Raw genomic sequence first — 18,204 nt, forward strand, 5'->3', positions numbered from 1 at the left:
CGTCCGACCCGGCCAACCAAACCCCACCGCCCCAAACCGACGAAGTCAGCACCGACCGCAAAGGCAACGTGCATCAAAAGGGTCACGGCAGCATGGACGAAACGATGATCCCGCAGAAGCCCGAGCCCGACAAAGGCCCCTACGAGCCGCCGCCGGGACACCTCGACAACCCGAAAGACGTCGAGCCGCCCAGCGGCGGCGACCTGTCCGCGTGACGCCAGCCGATCGCACGCCGCGCTACGCGCCGCCCCACTGCATCGTGAGCCCGCCGTCGATCGTCCACGTCTGCCCGGTCACGTAGTCGCCGTCGTCGGACGCGAGAAACAGCGCGACACGCGCGATCTCTTCCGGTTGCCCGGGCCGATGCCACGGGATCACCGACATCGACGCATCGCGCTGCTGCGGGTCGTTGAGGCGATCGCGCGTCATCGGCGTGTCGATCAGGCCCGGCGCGATGTTGTTCACGTTGATCCGGTCCTCGGCCACTTCGCGCGACAAACTGCGCGCAAGCGAGCCGAGCCCGGCCTTGGCGATCCCGTACGGCGCGCTTTCCGGCGTCGGCAGATGCTGCGCGACCGACGAAATGTTCACGATCCGCCCGCCGCCGCCCACGGCGCGACGCTGCCGGACGAACGCGCGGCAACAGTACAACGGCCCCAGCAGATCGGTACGCAGCACGGTATCGATCTGCGCATCCTCGAGATCGGCGACGGCCGCACCCGGCGCACCGACGCCCGCATTGTTCACCAACACCTCGAGTCCGCCGAGCGTATTCATCGCTTCCGCGAAGAACGCGTCGACCGACCGCGGGTCGCCTACATCGGCCTGGATCGCGCACGCGCGCCGGCCCGTTGCCTGAATGCGTCGCACCGTTTCCTGCGCGCGGTCATGGTCCGTGTGGTAGACGATCGCGACGTCCGCGCCTTCCTGCGCGAACAGCGTCGCGATCGCCTGGCCGATTCCGGAGTCCGCGCCCGTGACGAGCGCGCGAATGCCTTGCAGTTTCATGTACCTGTCCCTCCTGGCAAATCGAGTCGCGGTAAACGCGCCGCCGCGCGCCATCGAGCGCAGCGCGCACCATGCGCTACCTCAGCCGGCGCATGCGCCGTTCCTTCCCGCGGCACGCACGATGCTGCGCGACTCGACACTCACGCCAATGATCGAACACCATGAATCCATTCGACGAAGCACGCGAGCAGATGGTGGAACGGCAAATCGCAGCGCGCGGCGTACGCGATCCGCACGTACTCGACGCGATGCGCACCGTCGCTCGCCATCGGTTCGTTCCCGCGGAACTCGCGGAATTCGCGTACAGCGACACGCCGCTTCCGCTTGCCGACGACCAGACGATCTCGCAACCGATCGTCGTCGCGCGCATGCTGGAAGCCGCGACGCTCTCGCCGACCGATCGCGTGCTCGATGTCGGCACCGGCTCCGGATATGCGGCGGCGGTCGCATCGCACATCGTCGCGCACGTCGACAGCATCGAGCGGCACGCGTCGCTCGCCGCATCCGCGCAGCGCACGCTCGCGGAGAACGGCTTCGGCAACGTCGATGTCCATCACGCGGACGGCACGCTCGGCTGGCCGGCCCGCGCCCCGTTCGATGCGATCGTCGCAGCCGCGGGCGGGCCCGACGTGCCGCGCGCATGGCGCGAGCAACTCGCGATCGGCGGGCGCATCGTGATGCCGATCGGCGATGAGCGCGACGCGCAGCGGCTCGTGCGGATCACGCGCACCGGCGCGACGCAGTTCGAGCACGAAGATCTCGGCGCGGTACGCTTCGTGCCGCTGATCGGCGAGCAGGGCTGGCCCGAGCACGATCCCGCCCGCGACGACGACACCGCGCAAGCCGCGCACGACGTAGAGCACGACGCGCACGCCCCGTACGTCGCAGCGCCGCCGACACCGCTCGCGCGCACGATCGCACGCGCGGCGCGGCCGCTGCCCGAGCCGGAGGATCCGGCGTTCGCGGATGCGTTCGATCATCTCGCCGACAAGCGCATCGTGCTGCTCGGCGAATGCAGTCACGGCACGTCGGAGTTCTATCGGGCGCGCGCGGCGATCACGCGGCGGCTCGTCGAGCAGCACGGCTTCAACATCGTCGCGGTGGAAGCGGACTGGCCGGACGCGGCGATCGTGCATCGCTACGTGATGCTCGACGAACGGCGCGACGCCGATCCGCCGTTCCAGCGTTTCCCGACCTGGATGTGGCGCAACGAGGAATTCGCCGCGTTCGTCGAATGGCTGCGCGCGCACAACGGCCGCACGCGGCCCGATGCGCGCTGCGGCTTTCACGGTCTGGACATGTACAGCCTGTCCGCGTCGGTCGAGGCCGTGCTCGACTATCTCGATCGCTCGGACCCGAACGCGGCGCGCATCGCGCGCGAGCGCTACGGCTGCCTGACGCCATGGCAGAAGGATCCGCTCGTGTACGGGCGCGCGGCGATGTCATCCGGATTCGAGAACTGCGAGGACGCCGTGATCGCGCAGCTGCAGGACATGCTGCGCGGACGCATCGCGCGCGCAGGCGACGACGACCTGCATTTCGACGCGACGCAGAACGCGCGGCTCGTCGCCTCGGCCGAGCGCTATTACCGGACGATGTACCGCAGCGCCGCGCAAAGCTGGAACCTGCGCGACACGCACATGTTCGAGACGCTCGAAAACCTGCTCGCGGCGAAGGGCGACGGCGGCCGCGCGGTGGTGTGGGCGCACAACTCGCATATCGGCAACGCGGCCGCGACCGAAATGGGCGACATCCGCGACGAGCTCAACGTCGGGCAGTTGTGCCGTGAGCGCTTCGGCGACGACGTCGCGCTGATCGGTTTCGGCACGCACGCGGGCACGGTCGCCGCCGCGACCGACTGGGGCGGCCCGCTCGAAGTCATGCGCGTTCTTCCGTCGCGCGACGACAGCTACGAGCATGCGTTTCACGAGTCGGGGCTGCCGCGCTGTTTCGCCGATCTGTCAGCCGACGGCGATCGCGCGCTCGTCGAATCGCTGCGCGAGCCGCGGCTCGAGCGCTTCATCGGCGTGATCTACCGCCCCGATTCGGAGCGGCACAGCCATTACGCCGAAGCGCGGCTGTCCGCGCAGTTCGACGGCTACGTATGGTTCGACAACACGCACGCGATCACGCCGCTGTCGACGCGCGCGACCGAGCGTTCGGTCGACCTGTATCCGTTTGGCGTGTGACGGCGTCGGTAAAACGCGATTGTAGAAAAGCACCGATTCGGCGCGGGAAGCGCCACTCGCACGCAATCCGTCCCCGCCGCCGTCACACATGATCTGCCCGGCCCGCACGGAGCCGGCCAGCGGCCTCACGCGTTCGCGCCGCCGTCGATCGTCAACCCGGTCCCGTTGATCGACCGCCCTTCCGGCCCGACGACGAACGCGACCAGCGCCGCGACGTCGTCCGCCTTGCCATAGCGCGGAATGGCCATGCGCGCGAGCTGCGCATCGGCGTGCTCGCCGTCGGCGGGGTTCATGTCGGTATCGGTTGAGCCCGGATGCACGATATTGACCGTGATCCCGCGCGGGCCGAGATCGCGCGCGAGACCCTGCGTCCAGCCGATCAGCGCGGCCTTGCTGGCCGCATAGAGGCTCATCCCCGCATCGGGCACGCGCGTCGCGAGGCAGCTGCCGGTCGACACGATGCTGCCGCCTTCGCCGAGATGGCGCGCCGCCGCCTGCGACGCGACGATCACCGCGCGCACGTTGACGTTGAGCGTCGCGTCGATGTCGTCGAGCGTGAGCGCGTCGAGCGAGCCCGCGCGGAAGATGCCCGCGTTGTTCACGAGGATGTCGAGACCGCCGAGCGTGTCGGCCGCGCGATCGACAGCCGCGCGGACGGCCGCCGGATCGGCGCTGTCGGCCTGAATCGCGACGGCGCGCCGTCCGAGCGTTTCGATCTCGGCGACGACGGCCTGCGCCCGCTCCGCCGATTTCTCGTACGTAATCGCGACGTCCGCGCCGTCGGCCGCGAGCCGTTTCGCGATTGCGGCGCCGATGCCGCGGCTGCCGCCGGTAACGAGTGCACGCTTGCCTTGAAGCCGGTTCATGAAAGCTCCTTTCACAATTTATGTAACGATCGACACAGAATGTGGCAAGTTGCGCGGCGCTGTCAATTGAATTATTTTATCGATCGATACAGATATTGACGATGGAGCGTATGCCATGGCCGAACGGGGCCGACCGAGAAGCTTCGACAAGGACGCTGCGCTGGAATGCGCGATGCAGGTGTTCTGGCGCCTCGGCTACGAAGGCGCGTCGATGGCGGACCTGACGTCCGCGATGGGGATCGCGTCGCCGAGCCTGTATGCGGCGTTCGGCAGCAAGGAAGCGCTGTTCCGGCAAGCGCTCGAGCACTACCGCGAGACCGAGGGGCGCGAGATCTGGGACGGCGTCGAACGGGCCGACACGGCCTACGACGCGATACGGAACTATCTGATGCAGACGGCGCGCGTGTTCACGCGGCGCTCGAAGCCGGCCGGCTGCCTGATCGTACTGTCGGCCCTGCATCCGGCCGAGCGGTCGGACACGGTGCGACAGACGCTGATCGAGATGCGCGAAGAGACGGTCGAGGCGTTGCGCGTGCGTCTGCGCGAAGCGGCGGCGGCCGGCGAGATCGCCGCACAAGCGAATGTGGATGCGATCGCGCGGTACTACGTGACGGTTCAGCAGGGCATGTCGATCCAGGCGCGCGACGGCGCGAGCCGCCGCGATCTGGAAGCGGTCGCGCACGCGGCGCTGGCCGCATGGCCGGCGCTGACGGGCACGGGCGCGGGCACCGCGCTGCCCGCGCAGTCGTGATCGCGCGGCGCTGCGCCCGGCGAATGCGTTAGCGGCCGACTGCCTGCTGCACGTCCTTCGACGCGTGCCATACGCGATAGCGCACTTCGAAACCGTCCGGCACGTACACGACGAGCGGCAAGCGGCTGTTGTAGCGCAGCAGTTGCCCGTCGGTACGCACCTGCACGAAGCGCTGCTGCGGCGCCTGCCCGGGGCAGGCCATCATCGTCGCTGCCGGCCCTTTCACGTCGGTCAGCCGATAGTACGGATAGCCCCAGCCCTTCACGTCTTCGGCGGTCAGCTCGCCGCCGAACCAGTGCTGGTTGCAGTCGGTCTCGAGCGTCTTGCCGGTCATCAACTCGACGCGCGCATCGCCTTCGTTCTCGAGCGCGGGCAGCGCGATCACGAAGCGCTGCTGGCCGGCTGCCGGTTGCGGAAACATCTTGATCGACTCGGCGGATACGGCCGGCGCCGACGCAGGCGTAGCCGCGCACGCGGCAGTGGTCACGCAGAACGCGGCCAACGCGGTCCGGATCGCGAATTTCATCGATGTGCTCCTTGCAAACAAAAGAGCCCGGGATGCTAACACTTTCCCCGCAACACCTTACGCCGCTGTAATTTCGCGACACAATTGCGAACAGCCGGCAACGCTCGCGCGCGGTATTTATAGCGGAACCAACGGAGAACATCATGCTGAAGCTCATTGCTGCCGCGGGCGCCGCCACACTGCTGGCGGGCTGCGTCGTCGGACCGGACGCCGGATACGGCTACGGGCAGTCGTACTACTCGGATCCGGGCTACGCGTACGGCCCCGCTTACGCGCCCTCGCCCGTCTACGGCACGGTCAACATCTGGGGCGGCGGGGGCGGCGGACGGGACTGGGATCGCGGCCATCGCGACTATCGCCGCTGGGACCGCGACCGCGGCGATCACGGCTGGGGCGGCTGGGGCCGCGGCGGCCGCCGCGGCGACTGGAACGACGGCGGCGGAGGCGGCGGGCACGGCCGCGGCGACGGTGGCGGGCATCGCCACTGACGGATTTGCAACCGTTTGTATCCGCGCACCGGCGCGCCGCGCGCGACCGACGCCCGGCGCTGCCAGCAAAAAGGCCCTCGCACGACGCGAGGGCCTTTTGTCATTCGAACTCCAGGTATCGGCAGGCGCCGCTTACCAGCCGGCCGGCTGCGCATAGCCGCCCGACACGGGCGCACCGCACACGTACGCACGCTGATAGCGGTCGTAGCAATAGCGCGGGCCGTCGTCCTGATACTGCGCCTGCTGATAGGCCGGATACGCAGGCGGCTGATACGCGGGCGCCTGATAGTAAGTCGGCGGCTGATAGGCCGGCGCCTGGTACACGGGCGCCTGATACGCGACGGGCGGATTCAGCGCGGATGTGACGATCGCGCCGAGCACGGCGCCGCCGATCAGCGCGCCGATTACCGCGCCGCCGTCGCGGCCATGCGCGGACGCCGGGCCGGCTACCGCAAGCGAACCGGCCAGAACACAGACTGCAGCGATCTTTTTCATGATGAGGCTCCCACGCGAAGTGGTACGAGATGCGATGCATTGTGGGCGCAAGCGGCGGTAATAGATGCAGCAAGTGGTAACGCGCGATTACGGCCGCGCGGCATGCCGAAACGCGGCACCGCCGTGCTACGATTTTCGGCACTCAGGAGACGCCCATGCAGCCCGAAACCGCCCGCCGTTTCGATACCGAGTTCGCGCCGCGCATCGCGCAGGCGATCGCCGCCTTCTTCGCCGATCACGTGTCGACCGACGTCGTGCCGTACGGCGGTCACGGGCACCCCACACGCGTTCGCATACGCAGCGCGCCGCACGAACACGTGAGCGGCTTCGCGCATCCGCTGAACCTCGAGCTCACGTGGGATACCGACGAAATCGAGCGGCTGATGGAAGCGGACGGCGCGCAGCGCTTCGAGCACTATCTGGCCGCGCTGCCGAAGAAGCTGAACGCATGGCAGGGTGCGCGCGATATCGATCTCGCGTCGCGCACGCAGGCCGATCCGCTGGTGCGGCTCGGCGGCCTCGACTTCGAAGGCTGAGTGCGCGCCGCCCGGCATCGCGCACCCGATACGCGCGACGCGGGCCGGTGATACACTCGGCCGGTCCGCTTCCGGCGACATTGCGCCGGGCCGGACGCATCGCCGTCATCGCCCGTCTTCATCGTTGCGTACGCAACCGGGCGCCGCTGCCGGACAACCTGCTTTCACTCCCGCCATGAACGCCGATACCGGCCTGCCGCTTCCGCAACGCTACTGGGCGATCGTCTGCGTCGCCCTCGGGATCACGCTTGCCGTGCTCGACGGCGCGATCGCCAACGTCGCGCTGCCGACGATCGCGCGCGACCTGCACGCCTCCGATGCCGGATCGATCTGGATCGTCAACGCGTATCAGCTCGCGGTCACGATCACGCTGCTGCCGCTCGCGTCGCTCGGCGAACGGATCGGCTACCGCCGCGTCTACATCGCCGGCCTCGCGTTGTTCACCGCTGCGTCGCTCGGCTGCGCGCTGGCCGGCTCGCTGCCGACGCTGGCCGTGATGCGCGTGATCCAGGGCTTCGGCGCGGCCGGCATCATGAGCGTGAACGCGGCGCTCGTGCGGATGATCTATCCGTCGTCGATGCTCGGGCGCGGGCTGTCGATCAATGCGATGGTCGTCGCGCTATCGTCGGCGATCGGGCCGACGGTGGCGTCAGCGATCCTGTCGTTCGCATCGTGGCCGTGGCTGTTCGCGGTGAACGTGCCGATCGGCATCGCGGCCGTGCTCGGCAGCGTGCGCGCGCTGCCGACGAACCCGCTGCACGACGCGCCGTACGACATCCCGAGCGCGCTGATGAACGCGTGCGTGTTCGGGCTGCTGATCATGGCCGTCGACGGTTTCGGCCACGGCGAAGGCCGCCTGTATGTCGCGGCCGAATTGACCGTCGCGCTCGTCGTCGGCTACTTCTTCGTGAAACGCCAGTTGTCGCAGCCGGCGCCGCTGCTGCCGGTCGACCTGATGCGCATCCCGATGTTCGCGCTGTCGATCTGCACGTCGGTCGCGTCATTTACGTCGCAGATGCTCGCATTCGTCGCGCTGCCGTTCTGGCTGCAGAATTCGCTCGGTTTCTCGCAGGTGGAAACGGGGCTCTACATGACACCGTGGCCGCTCGTCATCGTGTTCGCCGCGCCGCTTGCGGGCGTGCTGTCGGACCGCTATTCGGCCGGCATCCTCGGCGGCATCGGCCTTGCGCTGTTCGCGGCCGGGCTGCTGTCGCTCGCGACGATCGGCGCGCATCCGGGCACCCTCGACATCGTCTGGCGGATGGCGCTGTGCGGCGCGGGCTTCGGGCTGTTCCAGTCGCCGAACAATCGCGCGATGCTGTCGTCCGCACCGCGCGCACGCAGCGGCGGCGCGGGCGGCATGCTGAGCACCGCGCGGCTCACCGGCCAGACGCTCGGCGCCGCGCTCGTCGCGCTGATCTTCGGGCTCGCACCCGACCGTGGGCCGACCATCGCGCTCTATGTCGCCACCGCGTTCGCGGCGACGGCGGCCGTCGTCAGCATGCTGCGCATCGCCTCGCCGCAGCCCGATGCGTCGGCCTGAACGCGGCGCGTGCCGACGCGCCGTTCAGGCCGTGTCGAGCGCATCCAGTACGAAGCGCACGCGCGCCTTCACGCTCGCGCGCGGCAGTTCGATCAGCCGGTAACCGTAACGCGTATAGCAGGCCACCATCGCGTCGTACGTGCGCACGGCCTCGTCGAAATCCTGTCGCCGCTCGGCGTCCTGCGCATAGATGTCGCGCCACGGCGGCGCGATGAACACGCGACGGTGATAGCGGAAATGCCGCGCGGCCGCCTCCGCATGCGGGGGTACCGCGATGCCGGTCAGTTGCAGATAGCCGATCACATCCGGCACGCCGCGATCGAAGAACACCGGCCCGCGCGCGTGCCGCGCGAGATCGTACGAGCGCATCTCCCAGCTCAGCATCAGCTCCGCGAACGCGGCGCGATCGTCCCATGGCAACGCGCGGCCGCCGATCGCCATCTGATCGCGGATCACGCCGCGCCCGGCTTCGGCGGAACGCGCGAAGCCCGCCTGTTCGAGTGCGTCGAGCAGCGTGCTCTTGCCCGAACCGGGCCCGCCCGTGACGACGAAAAAACGATCGAGCGCATCGTCGTCCGGCGCGCACCGGGCGGCGCCGGACGCGCTCGCGCGCTCATGCATGCGCGATGCGCCGGCCCGCGCGCTGCGTGACCGAGGCCGCCGCCGCGACGCTGCGCAGATCGGCGACGAACGTATCGCGCCACACCGACAGGTCGTTCGCGCGCAACCGCGCGAGGTTCTCCTCGTGGCGCGCCTGCCGTTCCGCGAGCGGCATCGACAGCGCGCGCTCGAGCGCGTCGGCCATCTGCGAGAGGTCGTACGGATTGACGAGCAGCGCGCCCGTCAGCTCCGCCGCGGCGCCCGCAAATTCGGACAGCACGAGCACGCCCGGATCGGCCGGATCCTGCGACGCGACGTATTCCTTCGCGACGAGGTTCATCCCGTCACGCAGCGGCGTCACGTAGCCGACCTGCGACATGCGGAAGAACGCCATCAGCAGATTGCGCTCGTACTTGCGGTTCAGATATTGAATCGGCGTCCAGTCGAGCTGCGAAAACCGTCCGTTGATGCGGCCGGCCTCGCCTTCGAGCGTTTCGCGGATTCGCTGGTACGTCTGCACGTCGGAACGCGTCGGCGGCGCGATCTGCACGAGCGACACGCGCCCCTGCCAGCCCGGCGCATTCGCGAGCATGCGCTCGAACGCCTGGAAGCGTTCGACGAGCCCCTTCGAATAGTCGAGACGATCGACGCTCATCACGAGCTTGCGGCCGCCCAGTGCGTCGCGCAGCATCTTCACCGGCTTGCGCGCGCCGTACTGGACGGCCGCCTGCGCGATCGCATCCGGATACACGCCGATCGGATACGCGGCCACCTTCACGACACGGCCGTGTCCATGCAGCATGCCGTCCTCGCTTGCGGTGCCGATCCCGCGCCGCTCGATGTAGTCGGTGAACGCCTGCTTGTCGGCATCGGTCTGGAAGCCCGTCACGTCATACGCGCACATGAACTTCACGAGTTCGTCGTGCGGCGGCACGAGCCGCAGCACGTCCGGCGACGGAAACGGAATGTGCAGGAAAAAGCCGATCGGATTCTTCACGCCGAGCTCGCGCAGCGCGTGCGCGAACGGCAGCAGATGGTAGTCGTGCACCCAGATCAGATCGTCCGGGCGCAGCAGCGCGGCGAGCTGCTTCGCAAGCATCGCGTTCACGCGCAGATAGCCGGCGTACTCCTGTCGGTCGAAGCGCGCGAGATCGCCGCGATAGTGGAACACGGGCCACAGCGTCGCGTTCGAAAACCCGCGATAGTACTGATCGTAGTCGCGGCGCGTCAGTCCGACCGTCGCATAGGTCACGTTGCCGTCGCGCCGGATCGCCGGCGCCGCGTCCGGCGTCCCGACGATCTCGCCGTTCCAGCCGAACCAGACGCCGCCCGTTTCCTGCAGCGCGTCCATCACGCCGACCGCGAGGCCGCCCGCGCTCGGGCGTGTGTCCTCGCCGATGGCGACACGGTTCGATACCACGATCAATCTGCTCATTCGGCTTCCCCTCCTCGATTTCGATTGAATGGCGTGCGGCGCACGCCATGACGGGCGCGGCGGCGCAAACGCTGCCGCGCGGCGGTTCAGACGTCAGAGTTGCGATGAAAGGCGACCGCGGCGGGACTCAGGCGTCCTGCTCCTGCCCGAGGTCGCGTTGATACTCGAGCCCTTCCGGGCGTGCACCGCCCTGGTTGTGATCGCCGTCGGACGGCGTTTCGCCGGGCGCGCCGGCAGGCGGTGCGGATGGGGCGTCGGTCGGTGGACGCGAGCGGTCGTTGCCTGCGTCGGGCGGCCGGTGCGAGAACCGTTTCGAACGACGCATGACGGGATGTCTCATAGCATGCGATGCGGCACGAGGCCGTCGTTGAAACAAGTGATGACAAAACAGTGTAGGCAGCTTCGTTTTGCGCAACGGTAACAAAACCCTTCAATTTGTAACGCTTCGACCCCTCGCCCGTCAACTCGCCCACAATGGCGGCGCGCGTGCGCGCGGGCCGGGCGCGGCTGGTGGGGCTTCGTCGATGCAAGGCGTGCCGAAGCAGGAAGCGCCTACCGGCGCCGCCGGCGAGCCGCACCTGGCCGGCCGCACCTAGCCGGCCGCACTTCGCCGGCCGCCCCATTTGTCAAAGCTTTGCAGTTTTCCTGTGACGATTGCGAAACAATGACACGGCGAGCGCCGCGCACGCGTCGCCGCTTCCCCAGACAGGATTTGCATCAGGGATGAACACTCGTTTCCAATCGCCGTACCGGGCCATGCCGGTGCGCATCGTGCTGGCCGTCACCGCTGCGGCCGCATTGCTGTCCGGCTGTAACTCGCTGTACAGCGAAGGTGCGACGGCCGGCGCCGGTATCGCCGGCGCCGCGATCGCCTCCAAGGTCACGAACAACGCCGCCGTCGCGACGGGCATCGGCCTCGGCGCGGTCGCCGGCGCACGCGCGGGCGTGCAGTACACGCAGCGCGTCGCGCACCGTTATACGCAGGAACAGATCGCGAAGGCCGCCGGCCCGCTGGACGTCGGCGGCGTTGCGCCGTGGTCGACGAACCATTCGTTTCCGATCGAGGATGACGAGCACGGCCGCGTGACGGTCAGCCGGCTGATCAGCGTCGGCCCGCTCGACTGCAAGGAAATCGTGTTCGCGGTCGATACGCCGGCGAAGTCCGACAAGCCTGGGCAATCGGCGTTCTACGTCGCCACGATCTGCCGCGACGGCCCGGTCTGGAAATGGGCCTCCGCCGAACCCGCGACGGAACGCTGGGGCGCGCTGCAATGAGCGTCGCGATCCGTATCGCGGCGCTCGGCGCGCTGTGCGCGACGGCCGTCGCGCTGTCGGGCTGCGGGTCGGTCGGTGCGGCGAGTGGCGCGCTCGCGGGCGCCGCGACCGGCCTCGTGACCGCGAATCCGGCGGTCGGCGTCGGCGTCGGCATCGCGGTGCAGGCCGCGACCGACGAAGCCGTGAACCGCACGATGAAGCAGCTCCATCAGAACCAGCAGGATGCAATCGCGCAGGCGGCCGGCAGCCTCGCTGTCGGCGAAGTGAAGCCGTGGAAGGTCAAGAACACGATTCCGCTCGACAACGGCGAAGGCGAAGTGCGCGTGACGCGCGCCTATTCGACCGCGCTCGCGCTCTGCAAGGAGTTCGCGTTCTCGGTGAAGGACGGCGACAAAGCCGACTGGTATTTTGCGAATGCGTGCCAGCAAGGCACACGCTGGAAATGGGCGTCGGCCGAACCGGCGGTCGATCGCTGGGGCAATCTGCAGTAACGGCGGTGTCCATGCACCGCCGGCCGATGCGCGGCGCAGCGGGCCGGAACGGCGTTCCGGCCGGCGTGTGTCAGGACTCGACGTCCTCGAGACTGAAGATCTCCGTCTGATCGTTATACGAGAAGATCTCGCCGTACCGCCCCCAGTCGATCACCGCGTCGAGCGTTTCCTCCGCCGCACCGTCCGACAGAAAGTCCTCCAGCTCCTGCTCGAAGCGCACACGCGGCGCGCGATGGCCGGGGCGCTCGTTCAGCACCTTCTTGATCCGCGCGGCCAGCGGCACGTGCTTGAGCAGATGGTCCGCGAACATCAGCTTGCGCTCCTGCGTGCCGAATTCCGCGAACACGCGCCCCGGCGGCGTCAGGAACACGTCGCCTTCGCGCACGTCGGCAAAGCCCAGATGCTGCAGCACTTCGGCGATCGGGAACAGATCGTCCACCTCCAGATGCAGCGAGCGCGCGATCTCGGGCATATCGGCGCGGCCGTGATACGGCGCCATCGCGAGCGTCTCGATCAGGCCCGCCATCAGGTTCGTCGAGACCTGCGGCAGCCAGCTGCCCAGTTCCAGCCCCTTCTTCGTCGCCTCGCCGATCTGGCGCGCGGTCATCTTCGCGTAGATGTCGTCGACGAGCTTGCGGAACGCCGGGTCCAGCCGGTTGCGCGGATGCTTGAACGGCACCTTGATCTCGGCGATCACGCGCCCCGGATTCGACGACAGCACGAGAATCCGGTCGCACATGAACACCGCTTCCTCGATGTTGTGCGTGACGATCAGCACCGACTTGATCGGCATGCGGCCCTGCGTCCACAGATCGAGCAGATCGGTACGCAGCGTCTCGGCCGTCAGCACGTCGAGCGCGGAGAACGGTTCGTCCATCAGCAGGATCGTCGGATCGACGACGAGCGCGCGCGCAAAGCCCACGCGCTGACGCATGCCGCCCGACAGCTCGCGCGGATACGCGTTCTCGAAGCCGTCGAGACCGATCAGGTCGATCGCGGCGAGCGCGCGTTCGCGCCGCTCGCGTGCGCCGACGCCGAGCGCCTCGAGGCCGGCCTCGACGTTCTGCAGCACGGTGAGCCACGGGAACAGCGCGAACGTCTGGAACACCATCGCGACGCCTTCGGCCGGCCCGCGCAGCGGCTTGCCGAGATACGTGACTTCGCCGCCGGTCGGCTCGATCAAGCCGGCAATGATGCGCAGCAGCGTCGACTTGCCGGAACCGGAACGACCGAGCAGCCCGACGATCTCGCCTTCGCGCAGCGACAGGTTCGCATCGTCGAGCACGAGCAGTTCGCCCTGCGTCTTGTTGAAGCCGCGGCAAACGTGCTCGACGCGCAGGATTTCTTCGCCGATGCGCGGCGGCTGGGGCGTCTGAACGGGGGCGTTTACAGCATTCGGATTGTTCATCGCGTTTCGCTCTCAATCAGTCTCAGTCGAGCCGCAGCTTCGCTTCGGCGAAGGCATACAGCGGGCGCCACAGCAGGCGGTTGAACAGCGTGACGAACAGCGACATCACGGCGATGCCGAGGATGATCTTCGGGAAATCGCCGGCCGCGGTCATTTGCGCGATATACGCGCCGAGGCCGTGCGCGACGACTTTCGTGTCGCCCCACTGCACGGCTTCCGACACGATGCTCGCGTTCCACGCGCCGCCCGACGCGGTGATCGCGCCCGTCACGTAGTAAGGGAAGATGCCCGGAAGAATCGCCTGCCGCCACCATTGCCAGCCGCGAATCCGGAAGTTCGTCGCCGCCTCGCGATAGTCGTTCGGATAGGACGTCGCGCCGGCGATCACGTTGAACAGGATATACCACTGCGTGCCGAGCACGATCAGCGGCGACAGCCAGATGTCCGCGTTCAGGTGAAAGCGCGCGATCACGATCACGAACACCGGGAACAGCAGGTTCGCCGGAAACGCGGCGAGAAACTGCGCGAGCGGCTGCATCTTCTCGGCGAGCGCCGGACGCAGCCCGATCCATACGCCGATCGGCACCCACACCACCGACGCGATCGCGATCAGCACGACCACGCGCAAGAGCGTGATCAGTCCGAGCACGAACACATGACCGACCTCGTCCATCGTCACGCCGGTCGCGACGAAGCTCATCACGCGCCACAGCACGTACGCGGTCGCGAGCAGCACGACGACGGCCCATGTGACGTCCGCGACGCGCGACGCCTTCTTCTCGACGCGCGGCAGCGTGAAGCGCATCGCGCGCGTCGGCGACAGGCGCAGCGGAATGCGCGCAGCCTTCGCGAACAGCCAGCCGGCCGGCACGAGCAGTTGATGGATCAGCCGCGTGCGGCGCACGAGATCGAGCAGCCACGATTCCGGCGCGTTGCCCGAGCTCGTGTTCTCCATGCGGAACTTGTCGGCCCACGCGACGAGCGGCCGGAACAGCAGCTGGTCGTAGGCGAGGATCACGACCGTCATCGCGAGAATCACCCAGCCGACGGCGCCGAGGTTGCGCTCGACGATCGCCTCCGCGAGGTACGCGCCGATGCCGGGCAGCGTGATCGTGTGGTTGCCGACCGTGATCGCCTCCGACGCGACGACGAAGAACCAGCCGCCCGACATCGACATCATCATGTTCCAGACCAGCCCCGGCATCGAGAACGGCACCTCGAGCTTCCAGAAGCGCTGCCAGCCGGTCAGGTGAAAGCCGCGCGACACCTCGTCGAGATCGCGCGGCACCGTGCGCAGCGACTGATAGAAGCTGAACGTCATGTTCCACGCCTGGCTCGTGAAGATCGCGAAGATCGCTGCGAGTTCGGCACCGAGCACGCGGCTCGGGAACAGCGCGAGGAAGAACGTGACCGTAAACGAGATATAGCCGAGCACCGGCACCGACTGCAGGATGTCGAGGATCGGGATCAGCACCATGCCGGCGCGGCGGCTTTTCGCGGCGAGCGTGCCGTACACGAGCGTGAACGCGAGCGACGCGACCATCGCGGCAAGCATCCGCAGCGTCGTGCGCAGCGCATATTCGGGCAGGTTCGACGGATCGAGCGAGATCTTCTGCGACTGCAGCGTGCCGATCGGCGCCATCGTCTCGTGGAAGCCGACGACGGCCATCGCGATCAGGCAGATGATCAGCGGAAACGCGATAAAGTCCCACCGGTTTGGCAGGACGCGCCACGCGGACGCGTTGGCGGTCCGGTTCGGATCGAATCCGACGTCCATCAGGCGCCCTCTCCGGTTAGGCCGAACGAAGCCGGCAGACGATGTTGATTCATGGCTAAGCGCACGGGCGCGGTAATTCGGTTGACTCACGATCTCACGCAGGCGCGGCGCGCTGCGTGCAAGCTGCGCCGCCGCGCGTGCCCCGGCCGAGTCGGCCCGCGACGGCACGACACTACACCAACCCGTATGTCAGGTCCAACCGTCCTGCGGGCGGCAGGCGGCGCACGGAGCGTACCCGGCGCGCGGCCGGACGGGCAGGCGCGCGGGGTCGGGCAGCCCGGCCGCAGTCCCGGCCGGCATGCAGGCCCCGAATTATGCCGTGATCCGGCCCGGCCGTGAACCCGCCCGATCCGGCCCGCGCGCAAACCGTGTGCGGCGTCAGCAAGCGGACACGGCGAAGCGGGTATGATCGGGGCTTGCCCCATCGGGGTCGATCGACGCGCAGGAGGAAGGGAATGGCAGGAAACTTGGTAATCGTCTGTCGCGATCAGGACGCCGATGCGTTCTACGAGCTGATGCAGGAATACGGGTCGTTTCAGACGCGGCTGTCGTCGACGGCGTGGTACCTGAACATGAACGTCGTGCCGGAATCGTTGCAGGACGAGATCCTCGAACGCCTCGGCCGCTATACGACCGTCTATATCTTCGAGGCCACCAGCGTGACCTACAACACGATCGACAGCAACGCCGCCGAGACGCTCGGCACGCTGTTCGGCGAGTGACGCCGCGCGGCGCGGCGCCCGCCCGGGCGCCGTGTCGGCCGCTTACGCCGCCTGCGCGTGCGGCTCGCCCTTCGGCACCGCGTCGAACGGGAACGTCATCGCGACGCGCAGCCCGCCTTCCGGACGGTTGCCGATGTCGCACGTCCCGCCCAGCCTGAGCACCAGCCGCTCGACGATCGCGAGCCCGAGCCCGCTATGCCCGTTGCCGCCGCGCGCCGGATCGAGGCGTACGAACGGCCGCGTCGCGGCCGCCAGATCGCGCGGCGCGATCCCGCTGCCATGATCGCTGACGGCCAGCACGTAGCCGGCCGGCGTGCGCGCGGTTTCGACGAGCACGGGCGGCGCGCCGTACGCATGCGCGTTGTCGAGCAGGTTCGACAGGATGCGGTCGAGCGTCGCGGTCGGCAGGCAGAAACCGGGATCGGCGCCGAGCCGCGTCTGCACCGTCGGCGCGTTCGGCGCGACCGCGCGATAGGTGCGCGCGATCCGCTCGCACGCCTGGTCGACCGGCACCGGCTCGCTGCGATCGGCGCCGCCGTGCGCGAACACGAGGAACTGGTCGACGATGTGCGTCATCGAGTCGACATCGCGCACGACGCCGTCGCGCAGACGCGCATCGTCCATCATTTCGGCACGCAGCCGCATCCGCGCAAGCGGCGTACGCAGGTCGTGCGCGACGCCCGCCAGCATCACCGCGCGGTCGTTCTCGGCCTGCGACACCTGCTCCACCATCTGATTGAAACCGTGCGTGAGCTGACGCAGCTCGCGCGGGCCGCGCTCGCGCAGCGGCGGCACCGGCTGCCCGCGGCCGAAGCGCGCGACCGCGCGTGCGAGCGAGCGCAGCGGCTGCTGCAGCTGCCATGCCGCGAACAGCGCGGCGATCACGCCGGCCGAGAAAATCGTGCCGAGCCACAGCAGCATCCGGTCGAGCGAGCGCGGCGGCCGCAGCGGCTGCACCGGCACGACGATCCAGCTGCGGTCGGTCGGCTCCTTCACCCATAGCACGGGCGGCCGGCCCGGCGCGCCGATCCGCACCTGCGTGCCGGGCGGCATCCGCTCGCCGACGTCGTCGCGAAAGCGCTTGAGCGGCGCCGGCAGCGGCGGGTCGTCGTCCTTCGGGACGTCGGGGCTGTCGGGCGCGACGAGCCGCACGCGCGACGGCAGCGGCTGATCGGGCGAGCGCGCGACGTGCTGGCGCACGGCGTCGACGAGGAACGCGGCCTCCTCGACCGCGTAACGCGTCTGCATCTGATTGCGTTCGAGCCGCATCGCGAAATACCACGCGAAGTGCGACAGCAGCAGCACGCCGACGACAAGCAGCGCGAGCCGGCCGAACAGCGAATCAATGGGTTTGCGCATGGGCCTCGCCGTCGGGCACGAACACGTAGCCGCGCCCGCGGACCGTCTGGATGAAGCGCGGCGTCGACGGATCGGTCTCGAGGATGCGGCGCAGGCGCCACACCTGGACGTCGATGCCGCGGTCGGTACCGTCGTACTCGGGCCCGTGCAGCAGCTCGAGCAGCCGCTCGCGCGTGAGCGTGCGCAACGCGTGGTTCACGAAAATCTTCAGCAGCGCGAATTCGCTGCTCGACAGCGTCGCCGGCTTGCCGTCGATCGACAGCGTGCGCGCCTGGAAGTCGAGCACGAAGCGGCCGAACGCGAACGGCTCGCGCTGCTCCGGCGCGGCGGCCGACGGCGTCGCGCGGCGGCGGCGCAGCACGGCCTGCACGCGTGCGAGCAGCTCGCGCGGATTGAACGGCTTGCCGAGGTAATCGTCCGCGCCGAGCTCGAGGCCGACGATGCGGTCAACGTCGTCCGCGCGCGCGGTCAGCATGATCACGGGGATGTCGTCGCCCGACGCGCGCAGCTGGCGCAGCGCGGTGAGGCCGTCCACGCCCGGCATCATGAGGTCGAGCACGATGAGGTCGGGGCGCTCGCGCTCGAGGCGCTTTTCGAGCGTTGCCGCGTCGTGCAGCACGGACACTTCCATCCCCTGGCGCACGAGATAGTCGCGCAGCAGGTCGCGGAGTTCTTGGTCGTCGTCGACGATGAGGATCTGGGTAGTCATGGCTCGAAGTTTACCGCGCACGGGCG

20 protein-coding genes are annotated in these 18,204 nt (G+C 68.6%); 9 read left to right on the top strand and 11 right to left on the bottom strand.

All coding sequences use genetic code 11. From position 1 onward, the window contains the following. The coding region (locus ACSHSS_RS24625) for a hypothetical protein (protein WP_111360950.1) at window positions 1-215 on the top strand (215 nt) is incomplete at its 5' end. Between the two features lie 22 nt (window positions 216-237). Here ACSHSS_RS24625 and ACSHSS_RS24630 read toward each other — a convergent pair. Then, window positions 238-1,008 carry an SDR family NAD(P)-dependent oxidoreductase gene (locus tag ACSHSS_RS24630; protein WP_445545669.1) on the bottom strand — a complete coding sequence of 257 codons (771 nt, stop codon included), beginning with the start codon at window positions 1,006-1,008 and terminating at the stop codon, window positions 238-240. A gap of 161 nt (window positions 1,009-1,169) precedes the next feature. Here ACSHSS_RS24630 and ACSHSS_RS24635 point away from each other — a divergent pair, with 161 nt between their 5' ends. After that, entirely contained in the window at window positions 1,170-3,197 is a 2,028-nt protein-coding gene (locus ACSHSS_RS24635) for a protein-L-isoaspartate(D-aspartate) O-methyltransferase (RefSeq protein WP_445545670.1), read from the top strand. A gap of 125 nt (window positions 3,198-3,322) precedes the next feature. On the opposite strand, the gene ACSHSS_RS24640 is transcribed toward ACSHSS_RS24635, so the two are convergent. After that, window positions 3,323-4,063, bottom strand: coding sequence for an SDR family NAD(P)-dependent oxidoreductase (locus ACSHSS_RS24640; protein ID WP_006398664.1), 741 nt, complete (start codon window positions 4,061-4,063; stop codon window positions 3,323-3,325). Between the two features lie 115 nt (window positions 4,064-4,178). On the opposite strand from ACSHSS_RS24640, the gene ACSHSS_RS24645 reads away from it, so the two are divergent. Next, window positions 4,179-4,814 carry a TetR/AcrR family transcriptional regulator gene (locus ACSHSS_RS24645; protein WP_105777989.1) on the top strand — a complete coding sequence of 212 codons (636 nt, stop codon included), beginning with the start codon at window positions 4,179-4,181 and terminating at the stop codon, window positions 4,812-4,814. A gap of 28 nt (window positions 4,815-4,842) precedes the next feature. Here the strand turns inward: ACSHSS_RS24645 and eco are convergent, their stop codons facing one another. Further along, a complete protein-coding gene (gene eco, locus ACSHSS_RS24650; protein ID WP_445545671.1) occupies window positions 4,843-5,340 on the bottom strand; it encodes a serine protease inhibitor ecotin in 498 nt (165 codons plus the stop codon). 143 nt (window positions 5,341-5,483) lie between these two features. Here eco and ACSHSS_RS24655 point away from each other — a divergent pair, with 143 nt between their 5' ends. Then, on the top strand, window positions 5,484-5,828 hold the full coding sequence (locus tag ACSHSS_RS24655) for a hypothetical protein (RefSeq protein ID WP_006398661.1): 345 nt from the start codon (window positions 5,484-5,486) through the stop codon (window positions 5,826-5,828). Window positions 5,829-5,960: 132 nt separating this feature from the next. Here ACSHSS_RS24655 and ACSHSS_RS24660 read toward each other — a convergent pair whose 3' ends face one another. Continuing rightward, entirely contained in the window at window positions 5,961-6,323 is a 363-nt protein-coding gene (locus tag ACSHSS_RS24660) for a hypothetical protein (RefSeq protein ID WP_006405713.1), read from the bottom strand. Between the two features lie 155 nt (window positions 6,324-6,478). Here ACSHSS_RS24660 and ACSHSS_RS24665 point away from each other — a divergent pair, with 155 nt between their 5' ends. Together ACSHSS_RS24665 and ACSHSS_RS24670 are read left to right on the top strand one after the other, a co-directional pair. Further along, a complete protein-coding gene (locus ACSHSS_RS24665; protein WP_006398659.1) occupies window positions 6,479-6,859 on the top strand; it encodes a DUF5594 family protein in 381 nt (126 codons plus the stop codon). Between the two features lie 175 nt (window positions 6,860-7,034). Continuing rightward, the gene (locus ACSHSS_RS24670; protein WP_155824515.1) at window positions 7,035-8,402 is read left to right on the top strand and encodes an MFS transporter; all 1,368 of its coding nucleotides are present in this window, start codon (window positions 7,035-7,037) and stop codon (window positions 8,400-8,402) included. A gap of 24 nt (window positions 8,403-8,426) precedes the next feature. Here the strand turns inward: ACSHSS_RS24670 and ACSHSS_RS24675 are convergent, their stop codons facing one another. The 3 genes from ACSHSS_RS24675 to ACSHSS_RS24685 form a co-directional block, all read right to left on the bottom strand. Then, window positions 8,427-9,023 carry an AAA family ATPase gene (locus ACSHSS_RS24675; RefSeq protein WP_217261813.1) on the bottom strand — a complete coding sequence of 199 codons (597 nt, stop codon included), beginning with the start codon at window positions 9,021-9,023 and terminating at the stop codon, window positions 8,427-8,429. Continuing rightward, a complete protein-coding gene (gene otsA / locus ACSHSS_RS24680) occupies window positions 9,016-10,437 on the bottom strand; it encodes an alpha,alpha-trehalose-phosphate synthase (UDP-forming) (protein WP_445545672.1) in 1,422 nt (473 codons plus the stop codon). The genes ACSHSS_RS24675 and otsA overlap by 8 nt, the downstream gene beginning before the upstream one ends. A gap of 127 nt (window positions 10,438-10,564) precedes the next feature. Further along, window positions 10,565-10,762 carry a hypothetical protein gene (locus ACSHSS_RS24685; protein WP_006398655.1) on the bottom strand — a complete coding sequence of 66 codons (198 nt, stop codon included), beginning with the start codon at window positions 10,760-10,762 and terminating at the stop codon, window positions 10,565-10,567. Between the two features lie 398 nt (window positions 10,763-11,160). On the opposite strand from ACSHSS_RS24685, the gene ACSHSS_RS24690 reads away from it, so the two are divergent. Both ACSHSS_RS24690 and ACSHSS_RS24695 read left to right on the top strand, forming a co-directional pair. Continuing rightward, window positions 11,161-11,712, top strand: coding sequence for a hypothetical protein (locus tag ACSHSS_RS24690; protein ID WP_445545673.1), 552 nt, complete (start codon window positions 11,161-11,163; stop codon window positions 11,710-11,712). Continuing rightward, window positions 11,709-12,203: a hypothetical protein gene (locus ACSHSS_RS24695; protein WP_006405718.1), complete on the top strand. Its 495-nt coding sequence runs from the start codon at window positions 11,709-11,711 to the stop codon at window positions 12,201-12,203. Before ACSHSS_RS24690 ends, ACSHSS_RS24695 begins: the two co-directional genes overlap by 4 nt. Window positions 12,204-12,273: 70 nt before the next feature. Here the strand turns inward: ACSHSS_RS24695 and ACSHSS_RS24700 are convergent, their stop codons facing one another. Then, the gene (locus ACSHSS_RS24700) at window positions 12,274-13,611 is read right to left on the bottom strand and encodes an ABC transporter ATP-binding protein (RefSeq protein WP_006413508.1); all 1,338 of its coding nucleotides are present in this window, start codon (window positions 13,609-13,611) and stop codon (window positions 12,274-12,276) included. Between the two features lie 22 nt (window positions 13,612-13,633). Continuing rightward, window positions 13,634-15,388, bottom strand: a complete 1,755-nt coding sequence (locus ACSHSS_RS24705) for an ABC transporter permease (RefSeq protein WP_006398650.1) — start codon at window positions 15,386-15,388, stop codon at window positions 13,634-13,636. A gap of 455 nt (window positions 15,389-15,843) precedes the next feature. Here ACSHSS_RS24705 and ACSHSS_RS24710 point away from each other — a divergent pair, with 455 nt between their 5' ends. Further along, window positions 15,844-16,110 (top strand): double-stranded DNA-specific endonuclease, encoded by a 267-nt coding sequence (locus ACSHSS_RS24710; protein WP_006398649.1) that lies wholly within the window; start codon window positions 15,844-15,846, stop codon window positions 16,108-16,110. Between the two features lie 42 nt (window positions 16,111-16,152). Here the strand turns inward: ACSHSS_RS24710 and ACSHSS_RS24715 are convergent, their stop codons facing one another. Together ACSHSS_RS24715 and ACSHSS_RS24720 are read right to left on the bottom strand one after the other, a co-directional pair. Beyond that, window positions 16,153-17,469 (bottom strand): ATP-binding protein, encoded by a 1,317-nt coding sequence (locus ACSHSS_RS24715; protein WP_006415880.1) that lies wholly within the window; start codon window positions 17,467-17,469, stop codon window positions 16,153-16,155. Further along, window positions 17,453-18,178, bottom strand: a complete 726-nt coding sequence (locus tag ACSHSS_RS24720; protein ID WP_006398647.1) for a response regulator — start codon at window positions 18,176-18,178, stop codon at window positions 17,453-17,455. The genes ACSHSS_RS24715 and ACSHSS_RS24720 overlap by 17 nt, the downstream gene beginning before the upstream one ends. Window positions 18,179-18,204: the final 26 nt, after the last annotated feature.

Source organism: Burkholderia sp. BC1 (genome assembly GCF_052683555.1).